At 68.6% G+C, this 20,680-nt stretch carries 20 protein-coding genes; 16 read left to right on the forward strand and 4 right to left on the reverse strand.

Annotation, left to right across the window (positions count from 1 at the left end):
• The first annotated feature begins 52 nt into the window (after nucleotides 1–52).
• The 7 genes from AAG895_RS03435 (at nucleotide 53) to AAG895_RS03465 (ending at nucleotide 7,432) form a co-directional block, all read left to right on the forward strand.
• Nucleotides 53–433, forward strand: coding sequence for a RidA family protein (locus AAG895_RS03435; RefSeq protein ID WP_345794169.1), 381 nt, complete (start codon nucleotides 53–55; stop codon nucleotides 431–433).
• A 19-nt stretch (nucleotides 434–452) separates the two neighbouring features.
• Complete coding sequence (gene recG / locus AAG895_RS03440) at nucleotides 453–2,507, forward strand: ATP-dependent DNA helicase RecG (protein ID WP_345794170.1); 2,055 nt, start codon at nucleotides 453–455, stop codon at nucleotides 2,505–2,507.
• 82 nt (nucleotides 2,508–2,589) lie between these two features.
• Nucleotides 2,590–3,183, forward strand: a complete 594-nt coding sequence (locus AAG895_RS03445; RefSeq protein ID WP_345794171.1) for a chorismate lyase — start codon at nucleotides 2,590–2,592, stop codon at nucleotides 3,181–3,183.
• Entirely contained in the window at nucleotides 3,180–4,061 is an 882-nt protein-coding gene (gene ubiA / locus AAG895_RS03450; protein WP_345794172.1) for a 4-hydroxybenzoate octaprenyltransferase, read from the forward strand. The genes AAG895_RS03445 and ubiA overlap by 4 nt, the downstream gene beginning before the upstream one ends.
• Nucleotides 4,062–4,160: 99 nt before the next feature.
• A complete protein-coding gene (gene pyrF, locus AAG895_RS03455) occupies nucleotides 4,161–4,985 on the forward strand; it encodes an orotidine-5'-phosphate decarboxylase (RefSeq protein ID WP_345794173.1) in 825 nt (274 codons plus the stop codon).
• Between the two features lie 325 nt (nucleotides 4,986–5,310).
• Nucleotides 5,311–6,801 carry a 4-hydroxy-3-polyprenylbenzoate decarboxylase gene (ubiD, locus tag AAG895_RS03460; RefSeq protein WP_345794174.1) on the forward strand — a complete coding sequence of 497 codons (1,491 nt, stop codon included), beginning with the start codon at nucleotides 5,311–5,313 and terminating at the stop codon, nucleotides 6,799–6,801.
• 217 nt (nucleotides 6,802–7,018) lie between these two features.
• A complete protein-coding gene (locus AAG895_RS03465; protein WP_345794175.1) occupies nucleotides 7,019–7,432 on the forward strand; it encodes a hypothetical protein in 414 nt (137 codons plus the stop codon).
• 57 nt (nucleotides 7,433–7,489) lie between these two features.
• Here AAG895_RS03465 and dacB read toward each other — a convergent pair whose 3' ends face one another.
• A complete protein-coding gene (dacB, locus tag AAG895_RS03470; protein ID WP_345795362.1) occupies nucleotides 7,490–8,893 on the reverse strand; it encodes a D-alanyl-D-alanine carboxypeptidase/D-alanyl-D-alanine-endopeptidase in 1,404 nt (467 codons plus the stop codon).
• Between the two features lie 185 nt (nucleotides 8,894–9,078).
• On the opposite strand from dacB, the gene AAG895_RS03475 reads away from it, so the two are divergent.
• Nucleotides 9,079–9,429, forward strand: coding sequence for a hypothetical protein (locus AAG895_RS03475; protein WP_345794176.1), 351 nt, complete (start codon nucleotides 9,079–9,081; stop codon nucleotides 9,427–9,429).
• A 56-nt stretch (nucleotides 9,430–9,485) separates the two neighbouring features.
• Here the strand turns inward: AAG895_RS03475 and lysA are convergent, their stop codons facing one another.
• Both lysA and AAG895_RS03485 read right to left on the reverse strand, forming a co-directional pair.
• Nucleotides 9,486–10,766, reverse strand: coding sequence for a diaminopimelate decarboxylase (gene lysA, locus AAG895_RS03480; RefSeq protein ID WP_345794177.1), 1,281 nt, complete (start codon nucleotides 10,764–10,766; stop codon nucleotides 9,486–9,488).
• Nucleotides 10,763–10,936 (reverse strand): lipoprotein, encoded by a 174-nt coding sequence (locus AAG895_RS03485; RefSeq protein ID WP_345794178.1) that lies wholly within the window; start codon nucleotides 10,934–10,936, stop codon nucleotides 10,763–10,765. Before AAG895_RS03485 ends, lysA begins: the two co-directional genes overlap by 4 nt.
• 45 nt (nucleotides 10,937–10,981) lie before the next feature.
• On the opposite strand from AAG895_RS03485, the gene cyaY reads away from it, so the two are divergent.
• Nucleotides 10,982–11,308: an iron donor protein CyaY gene (gene cyaY, locus AAG895_RS03490; protein WP_345794179.1), complete on the forward strand. Its 327-nt coding sequence runs from the start codon at nucleotides 10,982–10,984 to the stop codon at nucleotides 11,306–11,308.
• A gap of 28 nt (nucleotides 11,309–11,336) precedes the next feature.
• On the opposite strand, the gene AAG895_RS03495 is transcribed toward cyaY, so the two are convergent.
• On the reverse strand, nucleotides 11,337–13,742 hold the full coding sequence (locus tag AAG895_RS03495) for a PBP1A family penicillin-binding protein (protein WP_345794180.1): 2,406 nt from the start codon (nucleotides 13,740–13,742) through the stop codon (nucleotides 11,337–11,339).
• A 187-nt stretch (nucleotides 13,743–13,929) separates the two neighbouring features.
• On the opposite strand from AAG895_RS03495, the gene AAG895_RS03500 reads away from it, so the two are divergent.
• From AAG895_RS03500 to aroB, 7 genes are all read left to right on the forward strand, one after another.
• Nucleotides 13,930–15,006, forward strand: a complete 1,077-nt coding sequence (locus AAG895_RS03500) for a pilus assembly protein PilM (protein ID WP_345794181.1) — start codon at nucleotides 13,930–13,932, stop codon at nucleotides 15,004–15,006.
• Nucleotides 15,003–15,599 (forward strand): PilN domain-containing protein, encoded by a 597-nt coding sequence (locus tag AAG895_RS03505; RefSeq protein ID WP_345794182.1) that lies wholly within the window; start codon nucleotides 15,003–15,005, stop codon nucleotides 15,597–15,599. The genes AAG895_RS03500 and AAG895_RS03505 overlap by 4 nt, the downstream gene beginning before the upstream one ends.
• The gene (locus AAG895_RS03510; protein WP_345794183.1) at nucleotides 15,596–16,285 is read left to right on the forward strand and encodes a type 4a pilus biogenesis protein PilO; all 690 of its coding nucleotides are present in this window, start codon (nucleotides 15,596–15,598) and stop codon (nucleotides 16,283–16,285) included. The genes AAG895_RS03505 and AAG895_RS03510 overlap by 4 nt, the downstream gene beginning before the upstream one ends.
• Nucleotides 16,282–16,803, forward strand: a complete 522-nt coding sequence (locus tag AAG895_RS03515) for a pilus assembly protein PilP (RefSeq protein ID WP_345794184.1) — start codon at nucleotides 16,282–16,284, stop codon at nucleotides 16,801–16,803. Before AAG895_RS03510 ends, AAG895_RS03515 begins: the two co-directional genes overlap by 4 nt.
• A complete protein-coding gene (locus AAG895_RS03520; protein WP_345794185.1) occupies nucleotides 16,800–18,956 on the forward strand; it encodes a type IV pilus secretin PilQ in 2,157 nt (718 codons plus the stop codon). Before AAG895_RS03515 ends, AAG895_RS03520 begins: the two co-directional genes overlap by 4 nt.
• Nucleotides 18,957–19,043: 87 nt before the next feature.
• Nucleotides 19,044–19,574, forward strand: a complete 531-nt coding sequence (locus AAG895_RS03525) for a shikimate kinase (protein ID WP_345794186.1) — start codon at nucleotides 19,044–19,046, stop codon at nucleotides 19,572–19,574.
• Complete coding sequence (aroB, locus tag AAG895_RS03530; protein WP_345794187.1) at nucleotides 19,562–20,644, forward strand: 3-dehydroquinate synthase; 1,083 nt, start codon at nucleotides 19,562–19,564, stop codon at nucleotides 20,642–20,644. Before AAG895_RS03525 ends, aroB begins: the two co-directional genes overlap by 13 nt.
• Nucleotides 20,645–20,680 lie beyond the last annotated feature (36 nt).

Consider the following 20,680-nt stretch of genomic DNA (forward strand, 5'->3'; position numbering starts at 1 on the left):
CGCGGCGTGACGGGTACAATGCCGCTTTCCTTTTTTTGCGGAGGCAAGCGCCATGGCCCGTCAGATCATCTCCACCCCCAATGCTCCGGCGGCGATCGGCCCCTATTCGCAGGCGGTCAAGGTCGGCAACCAGGTCTTCCTGTCCGGACAGATCGGCCTCGACCCCTCGACCATGGAGATGGTCGAGGGCGTGGAGGCGCAGGCGCAGCGCGTATTCGCCAACCTGCAGGCGGTGGCCGAGGCGGCAGGCGGCTCTTTTGCCGACGTGGTCAAGATCACCATCTACCTCACCGACCTGTCGAACTTCGGTGTCGTCAATGAGGTGATGAAGCGCTGCTTCGCCGAGCCGTATCCGGCGCGGGCCACCGTCGGCGTGCGCGAGCTGCCGCGCGGTGCGCTGGTGGAGGCGGACCTGGTGCTGGTCCTCGACTGAACATCGCCGGGACGCAAGGGTGGGGGCAGTGGAGTCGCCGCGCGGCTGGCCCGGGGTCGGCAGCCAGCTCGCGGCGCGGCTTGCGAGGCTGGACCTGCGCGGCCCGCGCGACATGCTGCTCCACCTGCCCCTGCGCTATGAGGACGAGACCCGGCTGACGGCGATCGCCGCGGCCCGGCCCGGCTTTCCGGCCCAGGTCGAGGGCGAGGTGGTCGGCGCCGAAGTCGTGCTGCGTCCGCGGCGCCAGCTCGTGGCAAGGATCAGTGACGGCAGCGCGACCCTCGTGGCGCGCTGGCTCAATTTCTATCCCTCGCAGCAGAAACAGCTTGCGCCCGGCGCGCGGGTGCGGCTGTTCGGCGAGGTGCGCGGCGGCTTCTTCGGCGACGAGATGGTGCACCCGCGCGTGCGCAGCGTGCTACCGGGCGAGGCCTTGCCTGCGGCGCTGACCCCCGTCTATCCCACCACCGCCGGCGTCGGCCAGGCCACCCTGCGCAAGCTCGTCGACCGCGCGCTCCAGACCGAGCCGCTGGACGAGCTGCTGCCTGCCGACTGGCTGCAGCGCCTCGGCCTGCCCGCATTCTCCGATGCGCTGCGTGCGCTCCATCACCCCGCCCCCGACGCCGATCCGCATGCGCTCGAGAGTCGCGAACATCCCGCCTGGCAACGCATGAAGTTCGAGGAACTGCTGGTGCAGCAGCTGTCCCTGCGCCGCGCCTACCTCGCGCGCCGCGCACGCGCCGCGGTGCCGCTGCGCGCGCGCGCGCGGCTGACGGCGGCCCTGCTCGACGCGCTGCCTTTCCGGCCGACCGGTGCGCAGGCGCGGGCCTGGGGCGAGATCGCCGCCGATCTGGCTGCGGCGCACCCGATGCAGCGCCTGCTGCAGGGCGACGTCGGTTCGGGCAAGACCCTGGTGGCGGCGCTCGCCATGCTGCAGGCGGCCGAGAACGGCTGGCAGGCGGCGATGATGGCGCCCACCGAGATCCTCGCCGAGCAGCACTGGAAGAAGCTGTCGGCCTGGCTCGCGCCGCTGGGCATTGACGTGGCCTGGCTGTCGGGCAGCCGCCGGAAGCGCGCGCGCGAGGCCGAACTCGCCCGCCTGGCGAGCGGCGAGGTGTTGCTTGCGGTCGGCACCCATGCGCTGATCGAGGATCCGGTCATGCTGCCGCGCCTCGCGCTCGCCGTGGTCGACGAGCAGCACCGCTTCGGTGTGCGCCAGCGCCTGGCCCTGCGCGAGAAGGGCGACGAGGGCCGGCGCCCGCACATGCTGATGATGTCGGCGACGCCGATCCCGCGCACGCTGGCGATGACGCACTACGCCGACCTCGACGTCTCCGTGCTCGACGAACTGCCGCCGGGACGCACGCCGATCCGTACCCGGCTGGCTGCGGAGGGGCGGCGCGACCAGGTCATCGCGCGCATGCGCGCGGCCTGCCTCGGCGGCCGCCAGGCCTACTGGGTGTGCCCGCTGATCGAGGAGTCCGAGGCGCTGCAGCTGCAGACCGCTCAGGACACCTACGCCGCCCTTGTCGAGGCGCTGCCCGAACTGCGCATCGGCCTGGTCCATGGCCGGCTGAAGAACGACGAGAAGTCGGCGACCATGGCGGCGTTCTCGGCGGGCGAGCTCGACGTGCTGGTGGCGACCACGGTGATCGAGGTCGGCGTCGACGTGCCCAACGCCAGCCTGATGGTGATCGAGCATGCCGAGCGCTTCGGTCTCGCCCAGCTGCACCAGTTGCGCGGCCGGGTAGGCCGTGGCACCGCCGAGTCCGAATGCATCCTGATCTATGCCCAGCCCTTGTCGGAGACCGGACGCGCGCGTCTCAAGGTCATCTACGAACACACCGACGGCTTCGCGATCGCACGCGAGGACCTCAACATCCGCGGGCCGGGCGAGTTCGTCGGTGCGCGCCAGAGCGGCGTGCCGCTGCTGCGCTACGCCGATCTCGATGCCGACGCCGCGCTGATCGAGCCAGCGCGCGAGCTCGCCGAGCATCTGCTGAGCCATGAGCCCGCAGTGGCTCAGGCCTTGATGACGCGCTGGCTGGGCGGACGCGAGGCCCTGTTGCGCGCATGAGCATCTCTCCGCCCGCTGCCGGTGCGCGTGCGCCGCAATCGCAAGGCCTGTCCTGCCGTCAACACTGCCGTCAACACATTCGATGCGTCCGCTGATCGCCTTCCCTCTTCACACCGGTCCGCGCCACGAGACCTGGCTCGCGCATCCGCCGCGCGCGGCCATGCCCGCCGCTCTGCTGCCCTGGATGCGTGACGCCGGCTCGCTCACCGCGCGCATCCGCGCGCGCTGCAGCCGTTTCGCGGTGCAGGTCGTGCGCCAGGAGCTGGCGCGCATGCACCGTGACGAGGCGCTGCTGCTCGGGTTGCGCGCGGGCGAGCGCGCCTGGCTGCGCGAAGTGTTGCTGCTCGCCGACGGCCGGCCGGTGGTGTTCGCGCGCTCGCTGCTGCCCCGGCGCAACGTGCGTGGCGCCTGGAACCTCTTTCACGGGATCGGCTCGCGGCCGCTCGGTGCGGCCCTGTTCTCCGACCCCGCGATCGCTCGCCTGCCGCTGGCCTGTCGGCGTCTGGACGGTCGCGATGCGCGGTATCATCGGGCCCGCGTCGCGCTGTCCCGCTACGCGCCCGCGCAGCGCATGCCCCGCGCGCTGTGGACCCGGCGCTCGATCTTTCTGTTGCGCGGCAGCGCGCTGATGGTGAGCGAAGCCTTCCTGCCCGAGATCCTGGAACTGCCCCGATGACGTCCGGCATGAGCCTGAACGACAAGTTGCCCCATTACATCCGCCTGATGCGGATCGACAAGCCGATCGGCACCCTGCTGCTGCTGTGGCCCACGCTGTGGGCGCTGTGGGTGGCGGCCGGGGGCTGGCCGCCCCTGCACATCCTGGTGATCTTCGTGCTCGGCACCTTCCTGATGCGCTCGGCCGGGTGCGTGATCAACGACTACGCCGACCGCGACATCGACGGCCATGTCGAGCGTACGCAGAACCGCCCGCTCGCCACCGGCGCGGTCGGCGCGCGCGAGGCGCTGTGGCTCGCGGCCGGGTTGTCGGCGGTCGCCTTCGTGCTGGTGCTCCCGCTCGACCCGCTGGTGATCTGGCTGTCGGTGCCGGCGCTCTTCCTGGCCGGCAGCTACCCGTTCACCAAGCGCTTCTTCGCGGTGCCGCAGGCCTACCTCGGCCTGGCCTTCGGCTTCTCGATCCCGATGGGCTTCGCCGCCGTGCAGGGCACGGTGCCGGCGCTGGCGTGGATGATGCTGGTCGCCAACGCCCTGTGGACGATCGCCTACGACACCGAGTACGCGATGGTGGACCGGCCGGACGACCTCAAGATCGGTATCAGGACCTCCGCGATCACGTTCGGGCGCTTCGATGTCGCCGCGGTGATGCTGTGCTATGCGGGCGCGCTCGGCCTGCTCGCCTGGGTGGGCGTGCGCACCGGCGCCGGGTTGCCGCATTACCTCGGCCTGGGCGCCGCGGCGGCCATTGCGGGCTATCACTACACCCTGATCCGGGCGCGCGAGCGCGCTGACTGCTTCAAGGCCTTCCGTCACAACAACTGGTTCGGCGCGGCCGTGTTCGCGGGTATCTTCCTCGACCACGCGCTGCGCGGCGCCTGATCCCTTGCCTCGCGTCCTGCGCGCCGGCCGTCTCGCAGGGGGCGGCGCGCGTCGCAGGATCGCACCATCACGCTTTCCTCACCGTCTCCGGGGTTCTCCATGCATTTCATGACCGCCCTCCGCGCCGCCTGGCAGCAGCGCGACAGCCTGCTCTGCGTCGGCCTCGACCCTGACCCGGCCAAGTTTCCCGCCCACCTGCAGGGCCGGCCCGATGCCATATTCGAGTTCTGCAAGGCCATCGTCGACGCCACTGCGGACCTGGTGTGCTGCTTCAAGCCGCAGATCGCCTACTTCGCCGCCCACCGCGCCGAGGACCAGCTCGAGGCCCTGATCGCGCACATCCACGCCGTCCACCCGGCCACCCCGGTCATCCTCGACGCCAAGCGCGGCGACATCGGCAGCACCGCCGAGCAGTACGCCATCGAGGCCTTCGAGCGCTTCAGGGCGGACGCGATCACGGTCAATCCCTACATGGGGCGCGATTCGGTCGATCCCTACCTCGCCTACCCCGACAAGGGCGTGATCCTGCTCTGCCGCACCTCCAACCCGGGTGGCTCGGACCTGCAGTTCCTCGAGGTCGACACCCCCCGCGGCCGCATGAAGCTCTACGAGCACGTCGCGCGCACGGTCGCCGAGGACTGGAACGCCAGCGGCAACTGCGGCCTGGTGGTCGGCGCCACCTTCCCGGCCGAGATCTCGCGCGTGCGTGAACTCACCGGCGACATGCCGCTGCTGGTGCCGGGCATCGGCGCCCAGGGCGGTGACATCGCCGCCACGCTGGCGGCGGGGCGTACGGCCAACGGCACCGGGCTGATGATCAACTCCTCGCGTGCGGTGCTCTATGCAGGCAGGGGCGAGGACTTCGCCGAGGCCGCGCGCAAGGTCGCGCTCGACACCCGCGACGCGATCAACGCCCAGCGCTGAAGGGCCAGGACGCGTGATCCCGGACGTGCGGCGCTCGGGAACTCCACTGCCCGCAACGACTCCGTGGGAGCAAACGTCTGTGGGAGCGGGCTTGCCCGCGAACGTCGCAAGACCAGGCGCCGCCTTCGCGGGCAAGCCCGCTCCCATGGAGCAGGGCGGCGAGATGCCGTTGTGGGAGCGGGCTCGCCCGCGAACAGCAGACGCGGAACCGCTTCATTCGCGGGCAAGCCCGCTCTCACGGACGCCCCCTGAATCTGCGGCACCGCGCTGATTTCACGACCACTGGCGGGCGGCGCCAGCCTGAACATCGATCGAAGAGGCCTGAATGAAATACGACGACCTGCGCGACTTCATCACCCAGCTCGAGGCGCGCGGAGAACTGAAGCGCATCACCGTCCCGGTCGACACCCACCTCGAGATGACCGAGATCGCCGACCGCGTGCTGCGCGCCGGCGGCCCTGCCTTGCTGTTCGAGAAGCCGGTGACGAAAGGTGTGCCGCAGGCGATTCCCGTGCTCGCCAACCTCTTCGGCACGCCGCAACGGGTGGCGATGGGCATGGGCGAGGATGTCGCCGACGGCAACTGGAGCACGCCGCTGCGCGAGGTCGGCAAGCTGCTCGCCTACCTGAAGGAGCCCGAGCCGCCCAAGGGTCTGAAGGACGCCTGGGAGAAGCTGCCGGTGCTCAAGCAGGTGCTCAACATGGCGCCCAAGGAGGTGCGCTCCGCGCCCTGCCAGCAGGTGGTGTGGGAGGGTGACGAGGTTGATCTGGCGAAGCTGCCGATCCAGCACTGCTGGCCGGGCGACGCTGCGCCGCTGATCACCTGGGGCTTGGTGGTGACGCGCGGGCCGCACAAGAAGCGCCAGAACCTGGGCATCTACCGCCAGCAGGTCATCGGCCGCAACCGGGTGATCATGCGCTGGCTGGCGCATCGCGGCGGGGCGCTGGACTTCCTCGAGCACCAGCGTGCGCATCCGGGCGAGCCTTTTCCTGTCTCGGTGGTGCTGGGCTGCGACCCGGCGACCATCCTCGGCGCGGTGACACCGGTGCCGGATTCGATTTCCGAATACCAGTTCGCCGGCCTGCTGCGCGGGGCCAAGACCGAGTTGGTGAAGTGCCTGGGCAGCGATCTCCAGGTACCAGCCTCGGCCGAGATCGTGCTCGAAGGTGCGATCCACCCCAATGACATGGCGCCCGAAGGCCCGTACGGCGATCACACCGGCTACTACAACGAGGTCTCCGATTTCCCGGTGTTCACGATCGAGCGCATCACCATGCGCCGCGATCCGATCTACCACAGCACCTACACCGGCAAGCCGCCCGACGAGCCGGCGATGCTGGGCGTGGCGCTGAACGAGGTGTTCGTGCCGCTGCTGCAGAAGCAGTTCACCGAGATCGTCGATTTCTACCTGCCGCCCGAGGGCTGCTCCTACCGCCTGGCGGTGGTCAGCATCAAGAAGCAGTACCCCGGCCACGCCAAGCGCGTGATGTTCGGCATCTGGAGCTTCCTGCGCCAGTTCATGTACACCAAGTTCATCATCGTTTTGGACGAGGACGTGAACATCCGCGACTGGAAGGAGGTGATCTGGGCGCTCACCACGCGCATGGACGCCACCCGCGACACCACGCTGGTCGACAACACGCCGATCGACTACCTCGACTTTGCCAGCCCGGTCGCCGGCCTGGGCAGCAAGATGGGCCTGGATGCGACCAACAAGTGGCCGGGGGAGACCAGTCGCGAGTGGGGTACGCCGATCGTCATGGACGACGCAGTCAAGGCGCGGGTAGATGCGATGTGGGGCGAGCTGGGGCTGTAGCGCAGTCCGGCGCGTGCGGGCGGGCTTGCCCGCGAACCCGGCGTTCGAGCGCGCGGTATTCGCGGGCAAGCCCGCGCCCACGGAACAGCGTTCCCGTGGGCGTCCGCGTTACAGTTTGTTGTTGCGCTGCAACCGAACACGCGGCATGGTCCGAAGTCGAAGCCTTCGTCATGCGCCAGGGATCTTCCCGGCGCGGGCTTCCCCGCAAGGAGACTCGATGAGCACCCCCTATCCCGCCCCGCTCGAGGCCGGCCAGCCGTCCGAGAACATGGTCACCGTCACCCACCTGGTGTATGCGCTGCACGCCTTCGCGGTGTTCTCGGCGGTGGTCGGCTCGGCGACGATCATCTTCAGCTTCGTTGCCAGTCTGCCCTCGATCGCCGCGGTGGTCCTCAACTACTGGAACCAGAACGCGGTGCGCGGGACCTGGCTGGAGAGCCACTTCCGCTGGCAGATCCGCAGCTTCTGGTTCGCCGTGCTGTGGATCGCGGTGGCGGCGATGATGGTCGTCACCATCATCGGGGTGCCGTTCGCGATCGGCCTGCTGCTGATCGCCGGGTTGTGGATCCTCTACCGGATCGTGCGCGGCTGGTGGGTGCTCATCCAGCGTCGTCCGCTACCGATGCCCTGAGCGTTGCGCGCGAGGCCCGCGTGGCGGCGGGCGGGTGTTTCCCGCCCGTCCGCGGGGTCAGGGCGTTCCCGCCCACAACCAGTCCATCAAGGCATCCTGGGCTGCGGTGCTGTTCGCAGCCTCGGGGTGGTTGATCATCATCACCATCGCATGGCGGTGGCCGTGGCGGTCGAGAAGGTAGCCTGCCATCGCGCGCACGCCGTTGAGCGTGCCGGTCTTGATGTGGGCGTGGCCGCTCGCCGCGCTGTCGCGCAGGCGGCCGCGGGCGGTGCCGTCGAGGCCGGCGACCGGCAGCGCGGCGACGTACTCCGGCATCCAGGGGCGTCTCCAGGCCGCGATCAGGACATGCCCGAGGCTGTCGGCGCGGATGCGCTCGATGCGTGACAGGCCCGAGCCGTTCTCGATCACCAGCCCCGTGGTATCGATCCCGGCGCTCACGAGGATTTCGTTCGCGATGCGTGCGCCGCCGGCGACCATGTCGCCGCCGGCGCGTGCCAGCGGGCTGTTGCCGAGGGTGGCGAGGAGCTGGCGGGCGATGACGTTGCTCGACCACTTGTTCATCTCGCGCACGACCTCGGCGAGCGCGGGCGATTCGTCGCCGAACAGTTCTTCCGCTTCGGCCGGGGTCGTGCCCTCGCGCACGCTGCCGGCGATCCGGCCGCCCACCTCGCTCCACAGGGTGGCGACCAGGGCGCTGCCGAACTCGGTCGGTGGCAGCGGCGCTGCGCTCCACGTCCGCGGTCCGCACGCGGCGGGCAGGCTGCCGCTGAGCACCAGGCGCCGGCCGCCTTCGATGCTCGCCTGCAGGTCGCGGTACCAGGTGCCGCAGGGGGCGTCGGAGGTGAGGATGCGGTTGTCGATCTCGATCCCTGCCAGCGGAGGCTCGGCAGCCAGCGTCACCGGCGCGTTGGCGGTCTTGCCCGGGTAGAGGCCTAGCAGCAGGGTGTTGTAGTTGAGCAGCAGGCCGTGCGGGCCGCTGTTGTAGGGGCGCAGGCCGCGGCCGTCGAAGGCATCGGGGTCGTGCGGCGGGAGGCGAAGGACCGAGGCGTCGAGCACGATGTCGCCCGCGATGCGTTCGATGCCGAGCGCGCGCACCCGGCGCAGCAGTTTCCACAGGCGGTCGTAGCCGAGCACCGGGTCGGCGCCGCCGACCAGGTAAAGATCGCCTTCGAGCACGCCATCGCGCACCTGGCCGCGCGTGGCGACGCGCGTGCGCCAGGCATGCGCGGGGCCGAGGCGCTCGAGTGCGGCGAACGCCGTCACCAGCTTCATCACCGAGGCGGGGTTCATCGGACGGTCGGCGTTGATGGCGAGAGAGGGCGCGTCGGCGTCGACCGGCTGCACCCACACCGACACCGCATCGGCCGGAATGCGCGCGTTGTCCAGAGCGAGTTGAACGGCCGGCGGGAGAGCGGGCGTGGCGTGTGCGTACGGCGCTGCAGCAAGCGCAAGCGTGAGCATCAGTGGGCGGACGAGTCGCGCAAGCGTTTGGCCAGAAAGCATGATGGGCGTCACGAAGGAGTTCGGATTGCGGGCAGCTCGGCGACGGACTGGACTAGGATAAGAGCCGATCCGCATGCAGAATAGTGCGGTGCAGCACGCGCAGCGCATGGCGTCTGGGCGGTGCGTCGGGAAGGAACGGGATCATGAGTGGATTTGGACATTACGCGCGCACGGCTGATGAACTCGAACGCGAGATCGTCAAACGGGGCATCGCCATCGGGCTCGACTGGGACGACAAGGCGCGTCTGCGCGAACTCGCACAGCAGGCGCTGAGCTGCACGCCGGGCTGCATGATGAAGCTGTTGCGCAGCCCCGTCCGGCAGGACAAGCTCACCGGCGAGCTGTTCGCACTGTCCGAACTGATGCTGATCAACATGCGCCAGAGCGCCGAGACCGGCATGCACACGCATGGCGGCCCGGCATGGAAGGCCTTCGGGCGCGCCCTCTACGAAGCCTACGACGCAGGCGCGTCGATCGCCCGCACGGAGGTCTGAAGCCGTCGGCGCGGGGCCCGTCGCCACGGAGGCCCCCGCCGGGGCGGGGGTGTCCATCAGGGCAGGGTGCGTTCGAGTGCGAAAAGCTCGGGCACGGTCTCGCGCGCGCGCACCACATGCGCACCGTCGCCATCGACGATCACTTCGGCAGCGCGCGGGCGGGTGTTGTAGTTCGAGCTCATCGTCATGCCGTAGGCACCCGCCGACAGGATCGCCAGCAGATCGCCCTCGGCGACCGCCAGGCGACGGCCGCGGGCGAGGAAGTCGCCGCTTTCGCAGATCGGGCCGACCACGTCGTATTCGCGTTCGGTCCCGGGCCGCGCGCAGACCTCCACCACCTCGTGCCAGGCGTCGTAGAGCGCGGGCCGGGCGAGGTCGTTCATCGCTGCATCGACGATGGCGAAATTCTTCGTCTCGCCCGGCTTGAGGTACTCGATGCGGGTGAGCAGCAGACCCGCGTTGCCGACCAGTGAGCGCCCGGGTTCGAAGCAGAGCTCCTCGTCGCGACCGGCGAAGACCTCGAGCAGCGGCGCGAGGTAGTCGGCGACCGCCGGCGGCGTCTCGTCGCGGTAGCGGATGCCGAGTCCGCCGCCGAGGTCGATGTGCGCGAGCGGGATGCCCTCGGCGGCGAGGCTGTCGACGAGGTCGCGCAGCTTGCCTGCCGCCTCCGCCATCGGCGCCGGGTCGAGCAGCTGCGAGCCGATGTGGCAGGCAACCCCGCTGATGCGCAGGTTGGGCAGCGCGGCGGCGCGGCGATAGAGTGCGAGCGCGTCGGCAAAGGCCACCCCGAACTTGTTGCCCTTGAGGCCGGTGGAGATGTAGGGGTGCGTCTTCGGATCGACGTCCGGATTGACGCGCAGCGCTACCGGCGCGCGCGTACCGAGTTCGGCTGCGACCGCGTCGAGGTGTGCGAGCTCGGCCGCCGACTCCACGTTGAAGCAGCGGATCCCGGCTTCGAGCGCCAGGCGCATCTCGGCGCGGGTCTTGCCGACGCCGGAGAACACCACCTTGTCCGCGCGTCCGCCGGCGGCGAGCACGCGCGCCAGTTCGCCGCCCGAGACGATGTCGAAGCCCGCGCCGAGGCGCGCGAACACCGACAGGATGCCGAGGTTGGAGTTGGCCTTGACGGCGTAGCAGACGAGCGACCGGCGACCGGCGAGCGCCTGCTGCCAGGCGCCGAAGGCGGCCATCAGGGCAGCCTTCGAGTAGACGTAGGTCGGCGTGCCGAAGCGTGCGGCGATGTCGGCGAGCGGCAGCCCCTCGAGCCGGAGTGCGCCGTCGCGGATGTCGAGCGTGGGGATGGGCCAGGTGGTGGAGCGGGTGTCGGGAGCGTTCATTCGAGCGGGGTGTCGGAGAGCAGGTCCGGCGGAACGACGGGTTTGCTATGATCGGCGCCCGCTGCCGGCGGCGCGGTCGTGCCGGGGGCGGGCAGGTAGAGCGGGCCCTTGATGCCGCAGGCCGAAAGCAGCGCGCAGACAAGCGCGATCAAGGGGAGTTTGGCTCGCATCGCCGTTCTTCGGGAAAAACCGGAATCCTAACAGAAGGAGTCAGCATGGAAGAGTCCGCATTCAACGCCCTCGCCGAGGCCGAACTGGCCCGCATCGAATCCGCACTCGAGGCATGCGGCGTTGATATCGACATCGAACCCAAACCCGGCGGGATCCTCGAGCTCGAGTTCGACAATGGCACCAAGATGATCATCAACCGCCACACCGCTGCCCGCGAAATCTGGGTTGCGGCGAAGTCGGGGGGCTTTCATTTCCGGCCCCAGGACGGGCGTTGGATCAATACCCGCGACGGTGCCGATCTGTGGGCGATGCTCGCCGCGCTCGCCAGCGCGCAGGCGGGCGAACCGGTCGAGCTGAAGCGGCTGGATTGATCCGGCCGGACTGATCGCGTCGCCGGCCTCAGCGCCGGATGGGCATGGGCATGCGGTCTTCCACCGGTGCGGGTGCCTGCGCCGGGCGCGGCAGCGGTGCGGGGCCCGGCGGGATCGCCTCGCTCTCGGCCTCCATGGCGGGCGCGTTGTCGTTGCCGAACATCTCCTGCAGCCAGTCGGGTATGGGGGGCGGCAGGGGCGCCTCGTACTCCGCGTAGTGATAGTCCTCACGGCTGCCGAGGCCGTTCTGCACCAGCTTGAGGCCCGGCGGGGGCGGGCGTTCGGTCTCGGGCACGCCCTCCAGGGCGGCGCCCATGTAGTTGATCCAGATCGGCAACGCGGCGGCGCCGCCGGTCTCGCCGCGGCCGAGGTTGCGCGGCTGGCTGTGGCCGACCCAGGACACTGCGACCAGGTCGGGGTTGTAGCCGCAGAACCATGCATCGACGTAATCGTTCGTGGTGCCGGTCTTGCCGGCGAGGTCATTGCGCTTGAGGACGCGCGCGCGCGTCGCCGTGCCGCGCTGGACGACGTCGCGCATCATCGAATCCATCAGCCAGGCATTGCGCGCGTCGATCACGCGCGGGGCGCTCTCGCCCGCCACCGGCGGATCGGTGCGTGCGATCAGCCGGCCGCTGCCGTCGTAGATCTCCTTCACGACGTAGGGCTCGATGCGGTAGCCGCCGTTCGCGAACACGGCGTAGCCTGCGGCCATCTGCCAGGGCGTGGCCGCGCCCGCGCCGAGCGCCATGGTGAGGTAGGGCGGGTTCAGCGCGGGATCGAAGCCGAAGCGGCCGAGGTAGTCGCGCGCGTACTGCGGGGTGATCTCTTCCAGCAGGCGGATCGAGACCATGTTCTTCGAGCGCGTCAGTGCGTCGCGCAGGGTCATCGGGCCGGCGTAGCGGCCGTCGTAGTTCTTCGGCTCCCAGGCCTTGCTGCCGGTGACGCCGGCCGGGTAGTAAAGCGGACCGTCGTCCAGCACGTTCCCGGGCCCGAAGTTGCGGTCGAGCGCCGCCGAGAAGATGAAGGGCTTGAAGCTCGAGCCCGGCTGACGCACCGCCTGGGTGACGTGGTTGAACTTGTTGCGGTTGAAATCGAAGCCGCCGATCAGGGCGCGCACGGCGCCGGTGTGGGAGTCGATGGCGAGCAGCGCGGCCTGCACCTCGGGTAGCTGGACGATCTCCCAGGCGTCCTTTCCGGTCGAGCGCAGGCGGATGATCGCGCCGCGCCGCACGCGCCGCGTCTGCGGCGCCTTCTCCGCAAGCATCGGGGCGACGAAGCCGAGCCCCTTGCCGGTGATGCGGATCTCCTGGCCGCGCCGGTAGGCGACAACCTCCTTGGTGCTGGCCTTGAGCACGACCGCGGCGAGCAGGTCGCCGTGATCGCTGACCTCGCCGAGGGCTTCGTCCAGTCTTTCCTCGCTGACCTCGCCGGCCGGCAGCTCGACGAAGGACTCCGGGCCGCGATAGCCATGGCGGCGGTCGTAGTCGAGCACGCCGCGACGGAGCGCGGCATAGGCGTCTTCCTGGTCCTTGCGCGTCACCGTGGTGATGATGCGGATACCGAGTTCGTAAGCCTGCTCGCCGAACTGCTCGACGGCGATCTGCCGCGCCATCTCGGCGACATGATCGCCCGGCACGCTGATGTCCTGCGTCTTGCGCGCTGCCGCGGTGTCGCGCTGGCTCTGGCGCGGGGTGGCGAAGACGAGGGCCTGCTCGTACTTGGCCTGGTCGATGAAGCCGGCCTCGAGCATCCGGCGCAGCACGTACTGCTGGCGCACGGCGGCCCGCGCCGGGTTGACGATCGGGTTGAACGCCGAGGGTGCCTTGGGCAGGCCGGCGAGCATCGCCGACTCGGGCAGGGTGAGCTCTTCCAGCGTCTTGCCGTAGTAGGCCCGGGCCGCGGCGGCGAAGCCGTAGGCGCGCTGACCGAGGAAGATCTGATTGATGTAGAGCTCGAGGATCTGGTCCTTGGACAGGTTCTGCTCGATCTTGAGGGCGAGCAGGATCTCGTAGAGCTTGCGGTTGTAGGTCTTCTCGCGCGACAGGAAGAAGTTGCGCGCGACCTGCATGGTGATCGTCGAGGCGCCCTGGCCGCGGCCGCCGGACGACAGGTTGGCGAGCGCGGCGCGCGCGAGGCCCACCGGGTCGATGCCCCGGTGTTCGTAGAAACGCTCGTCCTCGGCGGCGAGGATGGCGTGCTTGAGCGTGGAAGGAACGTCGGCGATGCGCACTACGTCACGCCGTTCCTCCCCGAACTCGCCGATGAGGTGCCCATCGGCCGTATATACTCGCAGCGGCACACGCGGGCGGTAGTCGGTGAGCGTGTCGAGCGCAGGCAGGTTCGGCCACGCGAAGAGCGCCATCGCGGCGAGCGTGGCGAGACCGAGAATGACCAGCGCGAACAGCGCTGCGATCGGATACAGGACCCAGCGCATGGGCAATCCAGAGCGGTTTTGAGCGGACCGGCATTATACGGGATGCGTTCCGGCCTCCCTAAAGAGTTCCTGTTAGCGGTCGTTAACCGTGAAGCAGTTCCCTTTACACCCCAGGGGCTTGTTGCTAGCATGCGACAAAGTGTCTTAGCTTTGACGCGTAACATAAAGAAATGTAAGGACTTTCTTTGTGATTGACCTCCCCTTCCTCAGCTCTGCGACGCGTCAGCTTGCCGGGCTCGATATCTCGTCTTCATCCGTCAAGCTGGTCGAGTTGTCGGGGGGTGACAAGGACGCTTACAAAGTGGAGCGTTACGCCATCGAGCAACTGCCGCGGGACGCGGTCGTCGATGGCAACATCGCCAATCTCGAGGCCGTGAGCGAGGCGGTGCGCCGCGCGCTGCGACGGCTGGGGGGAGGCATCAAGAACGTCGCCGTCGCCCTGCCGTCGTCATCGGTGATCACGAAGAAGATCATCCTCCCCGAGGGGCTGCGCGAGACCGAGATGGAATTCGCGGTCGAGGCCGAGGCGAACCAGTACATCCCGTTCGCGCTCGACGAGGTCAATCTCGACTTCCAGGAGATCGGCCCCGCGGCCGGAAGCCCGGGCGACGTCGAGGTGCTGATCGCCGCCTCGCGCAAGGACAAGGTCGAGGACCGCGTCGCGGTCGCCCAGGCCGCTGGCCTCAAGGCGGTGATCGTCGATGTGGAGTCGCTCGCCACGGAGTCCGCGCTCGAGCTCGTATGCACGCAGTTGCCGCGCGGCGGGGCGGATCAGGTGGTGGCGCTGGTCGACATCGGTGCCAGCGTCATGAACGTCACCATGTTCCGCAATGGGCAGTCGGTCTATTCCCGCGAACAGGCGTTCGGCGGCAGCCAGCTCACGCAGGACATCGCGCGCCAGTACGGCATGAGCTTCGAGGAGGCGGAGTCGGCCAAGCGCGCCGGCTCGCTGCCCGACAGCTATCCGCGCGAACTCATGCGCCCGTTCATGGACAGCCTCGCGCTCGAGGTCTCGCGCGCGCTGCAGTTCTTCTTCACGTCCACATCATTCAATCAGGTCGATCACATCGTGCTCGCCGGCGGCTGCGCGATCATGCCCGGCCTGGGCGACGTGGTCGGGGCCCGCGCGCAGGTCGACACCCTCATCGCCAACCCCTTCGCCGGCATGACCCTCGGCAGCAAGGTGCGGCCCAAGTCGCTGCTGTCGGACGCGCCCTCGCTGATGGTGGCCTGTGGCCTGGCCATGAGGAGGTTCGACGCATGATCCGGATCAATCTTCTCCCGCACCGCGTGGAGAAACGCCGTCAGCGCCGCCAGCAGTTCTACGTCGTCTCTGCGCTGATGGTCCTGCTCGGTGCGCTCGTGGGCTTCGGCGTGCACGCCATCTACAGCAGCCACATCGAGGCCCAGGAAGCCCGCAACACCTTCCTCAAGAACGAGATCGCCAAGCTCGATCGCGACATCGCCGAGATCCGCCGCCTCAAGGAACAGATCGACGCCATGCTTGCCCGCAAGCAGGTCATCGAGTCGCTGCAAAGTACGCGTGCGGAGACCGTGCATCTGTTCAACGAGCTCGCGCAGCGCATGCCCGATGGCGTGTATCTCAAGTCGATCAAGCAGGAGGCGCGACGCGTCACGCTGGTGGGCTATGCGCAGTCGAACGCCCGCGTCTCGCACCTGATGCGCAACATCGAGGCCTCGTCCTTCGTCGAGCAGCCGGTGCTGATCGAGGCCAAGGCGACGACGATCGACAACCGCCGCCTGAGCGAATTCACCCTCGCGATCAGCATTCGCCAGCCGGAAGAGGAAGTTGGCGCGGAGGCCGCGACTCCCGCCGCCAAGGGGGCTGCCAAATGAAATCGACGACTCCCGCCGCCGCACGCAAGGGCATCGACTTCAAGCGCCTCGCGCAGGATTTCAAGGGTCTCGATCCCAATGACCCCGGCCTGTGGCCGGCGGCGCCGCGCGTCGCCGTCTTCGTCGCCCTGCTGGCGCTGACGATCGCCGGCTTCTGGTGGTTCGACTGGCAGGATCAGGTCGCGACCCTGCAGCAGCGCCAGAACGAGGAGATCCAGCTGCGTGACAGCTGGGTGGCCAAGAAGCGCCAGGCGGTGAATCTCGAAGAGCACCGCCGCCAGCTCGAGGAGATCGACCGACAGTTCGGCGCCCTGCTCAAGCAGCTGCCCAACCGCGCCGAGATGGATTCGCTGCTGTCGGACATCAACCAGGCCGGCCTCGGCCGTGGCCTGCAGTTCGAACTCTTCAAGCCGGGTGCCGACGTGGTCAAGGAGTTCTACGCCGAGATGCCGATCGACGTGCGCCTGACCGGTGTCTATCACGACCTCGGCGAGTTCGTCGCCGACGTCGCGCGCATGCCGCGCATCGTGACCCTGAACAACATCGCGATCCAGGCCGAGAAGGACGGGCGCCTGAAGCTCGAGACCAAGGCGACGACCTATCGCTATCTCGACGAGGAAGAGCTCGCGCAGCAGCGGGCCGCGGCCCAGGCGGCCCAGGCGGCGAAGCAGGGGAACAAGAAATGAACAGGGCTGCAATCCTTGGCGCCTGCTTGCTTCTCGCCGGTTGCGCGGGCGGCAGCGAGGACGACCTCCAGACGTGGATGAACGAGCAGGCCAAGACCATGCGCGGTGCGGTGCGTGCCCTGCCCGAGCTGAAGCCCTTCCCGGTGGTGGCCTATGCCGGCATGCAGGGCGACGATCCTTTCCGCACCGGGCGCATGGAGCCCGAGCGGCGCGCATCCGCCGGGGCGCTGCGGCCCGACATGGACCGTCGCCGCGAGCCGCTCGAGGCCTATCCCCTCGAGTCGATGCAGATGGTCGGTGTGCTGATGCAGGGGCGCAACACCCATGCGCTCGTCAAGGCCAACAACGCGCTGCATCAGGTGAAGGTTGGCAACTACATGGGACAGAATTTCGGCGTGGTCACCCAGATCACCGAAAACGAAGTCACGCTGCGCGAACTGGTCGAGGACGTCTATGGCGACTGGGTCGAGCGGGTGAGCACGCTGACGCTGCAGGAGCGGCAGGAGACCGGACGATGAGACACCGTATTGGAGTGCTGCTGCTCGCAGCCGTTTTTGCAGGCGTCGCCCCTGCGCCTGGCGCGCTTGCGCAGGACGCCGAACAGACGCAGGTTTTCGCCAACCAGATCGAAGGGCTGGAGGTCGCCGAGCAGGGCGGCACGGTCTACGTGCGCCTCACCCTGCGCGAGCCCCTCGCGGTGCCGCCGCCGAGCTTCAGCGTGGCAAACCCCGCGCGCATCGCCTTCGACTTCGCCGGTACCGGCAATGCGCTCGGCCGCAACCTGCAGAGCATCGAGCAGGGCGATCTGCGCAGCGCCAACATCGTGCAGGCGGGTGACCGCACCCGGGTCGTGCTCAACCTGGTCAAGATGAGCCCCTACGAGACCCGCGTGCAGGGCCGCGACCTCATCATCGCGATCTCGCCGACGAGCGCGCAGGCTGCGCAGACCAACGTGGTCACCGAGTCGCAGGGCAACTTCGCGGATTCGCGCGCGGTCGCCGCCAGCGGACTGGCGGTCCGCGACATCGCCTTCCGCCGCGGCACGGAAGGCGATGGGCGCATCGTGGTCGACCTGTCGAACCCGGACACGGGCATCGACATCCGCCAGCAGGGCGGTAACCTCATCGTCGATTTCCTGCAGACCTCGCTGCCCGAGCACCTGCGCCGGCGTTCCGACGTCACCGATTTCGGCACGCCGGTCACCTCGATGACCGCGCAGCAGGTCGGCGACCGCGTGCGGCTCACGGTGACGCCGAACGGCCTGTGGGAGCACAACGCCTACCAGAGCGACGACCGCTTCGTGCTCGAGGTCAAGCGCGTCGTCGAGGACCCGAGCAAGCTCGTGCAGGGCAGCCGCGGCCAGTTCCAGGGCGAGAAGCTGTCGCTCAACTTCCAGAACGTGGACGTGCGCTCGGTGCTGCAGGTCATCGCCGACTTCACCGACTTCAACATCATCACGTCCGACTCGGTGCAGGGCAACCTGACCCTGCGCCTGAAGGACGTGCCCTGGGACCAGGCGCTCGACATCATCCTGCAGGCCAAGGGCCTGGATATGCGCAAGAACGGCAACGTGATCTGGATCGCGCCGGGTGACGAGCTCGCCGCGCGCGAGAAGCTCCAGCTCGAGGCCAAGGCGCAGATCGGCGACCTCGAGCCGCTCAACACCGAGAGCTTCCAGATCAACTATCACAAGGCCAAGGAGATCTTCGATTTCCTCAAGAGCAAGGACCAGACCATGCTCTCCAAGCGCGGCAGCGTGGTGGTCGACGAGCGCAGCAACAAGGTGTTCGTGACCGACGTGCCCTCGCGCCTGGAGGCGCTGCGCAGGCTGGTGCAGGAGATCGACGTCGCGCCGCGCCAAGTGCTGATCGAGGCGCGCATCGTCGAGGCGAACAAGACCTTCGCACGTGACCTGGGCGTCCGACTCGGCTACGGCGATCGCCGCAATCGCAGCCTCGGCGGTGGCGGCAAGATCGGGTTCGGGACCTCGGAGTTCGCGTCGGCCAACCCGGACGGCACCATCAACACCGGCGCCAACGCGCCCATCAACACCATCCTGCGCCGCGTGGGCGAGTCGGCGAGCAGCGGCGACGGCTTCCTGCCCAATGGTTACGGGGCACTCAACCTGACCCTGTTCAACAACAGCCTGACCCGTTTCCTCAACCTCGAACTGCAAGCCCTCGAGTCCGATGGCCGCGGTCGGGTGGTGTCGAGCCCGCGCGTACTGACCGCGAACCAGGTCGAGGCCTCGATCGAGCAGGGTACCGAGATCCCGTACCAGGAGGCGACCAGTTCCGGGGCCACCAGCGTGTCGTTCAAGAAGGCGGTGCTGTCGCTGAAGGTCAAGCCGCAGATCACGCCCGATGGGCGCCTGCAGCTGTCGATCGAGGTCAACAAGGACCGTCCGCTGTATGAAAACGCGCTCCTCAACGTGCCGCCGATCGAGACCAAGAACGTCAAGAGCGAGGTACTGATCGAGAACGGCGGAACCGTGGTCATCGGCGGCATCTACGAGGAAGAGGAATCGACCGGCGAGGACAAGGTGCCCTTGCTCGGCGACGTTCCGGTGCTCGGCCACCTGTTCAAGACTCAGAGCAAGGTGTCGAACCGCAAGGAACTGCTCGTCTTCATCACCCCGCGCATCGTCTCCGACGCGCTCACGCTGCGCTGAGCCCGCCGCTCAGCTGATACAATCCGGGGCCGGGCATCCCGCAAGGGTGCCCGGCCCTTTTTCATCTGGACTTCCGGCGAGTCACGCGTGAGCTGTCTGATACTGATCGGCATGATGGGCGCCGGCAAGACCACGGTCGGCAAGGAACTGGCGCGCCGGCGCAAGCTGCGCTTCGCCGACTGCGACCAGGAGATCGTCGCCCGCACCGGGGTGAGCATTCCCACCATCTTCGAGATCGAGGGCGAAGCGGGCTTTCGTCGTCGCGAGACGCAGATGATGGACGAGCTCACCCAGTGCGCCGACATCGTCATCGCCACCGGTGGCGGCGTGGTCACCACGCCGGCCAATCGCGCGCTGATGCGCGAGCGCGGCATCGTCATCTATCTCAACGTGCCGCCGCAGATCCTCTACGAGCGCACCCGCCATGACCGCAACCGGCCGCTGCTGCAGGTGGACAACCCGCGCCAGCGCATCGAGGAGTTGCACCGGCAGCGTGACCCCCTGTATCGCGAGGTGGCACACATCATCGTCGATGGCGGCCGCAGCAACCCGGGCGCGATGGTCCGCCTCATCGAGGAGGCGGTGCAGAAACACGAGGCGAACACATGCAGACCCTGAACGTCGCCCTCGGCGAGCGTGCCTATCCGATCCATATCGGCCGCGACCTGCTCGCGCGTGCCGAGCTGATCCTGCCCCACCTGAAGACGAGGCGGGTGGCGATCGTCACCAACGACGTGGTCGGGCCGCTCTATCTCGATGTCCTGCGCGGCGCGCTGGAAGCGGCGGGCGTGCGCGTGTCCGCGGTGGTGCTGCCCGACGGCGAGGCGCACAAGGACTGGTCGACGCTCAACCTGATCTTCGACATGCTGCTCGCCGAGCGCTGCGAACGCTCGACCACGCTGGTCGCGCTCGGCGGCGGGGTGGTGGGCGACATGGGCGGCTTTGCGGCGGCCTGCTACCAGCGCGGCATGCCCTTCATCCAGATCCCGACCACGTTGCTCGCGCAGGTCGACTCGTCCGTCGGCGGCAAGACGGCGATCAATCACCCGCTGGGCAAGAACATGATCGGCGCCTTCTACCAGCCGCGGCTGGTGCTCGCCGACATCGACACGCTGTCCACGCTGCCCGATCGCGAACTCTCAGCCGGTCTCGCCGAGGTCATCAAGTACGGCCTGATCCGCGATCCGGCCTTTCTCGAGTGGCTGGAGGCCAAGCTCGAGGCGCTGCTTGCACGCGATCCGCAGGCGCTGGCCTACGCTATCGAGCGCTCCTGCCGAAACAAGGCCGAGGTGGTGGCCGCCGACGAGACCGAACAGGGCGAGCGCGCGCTGCTCAATCTCGGCCACACCTTCGGACACGCGATCGAGACCGGGCTGGGCTACGGCGAATGGCTGCATGGCGAGGCGGTGGCTGCGGGCACGATGATGGCGGCCGAACTCTCGTGCCGGCTGGGCTGGCTGCAGCGCGAGGACATCGAGCGCATCGCCGCGCTGTTCGTGCGCGCAGGTCTGCCGGTGTGGGGGCCGAAGCTGGGGGCTGCACGCTACATGGAGCTGATGGCGCACGACAAGAAGGTCGAGGCGGGCAAGCTCAGACTGGTGCTGCTGCGCGAAGTCGGGCGTGCAGTGATCCACGGCGAGACGGCCGCGGAAGACATCGCTGCTGCGATCGAGGCGCGCTGCCGCTGAGCTGGGGCGCCTGTTCCCGTTTTCCGGCTTTCCTTC

The organism is Thauera sp. JM12B12, from assembly GCF_039614725.1.
In the GTDB taxonomy this organism is placed as follows: Bacteria; Pseudomonadota; Gammaproteobacteria; order Burkholderiales; family Rhodocyclaceae; genus Thauera.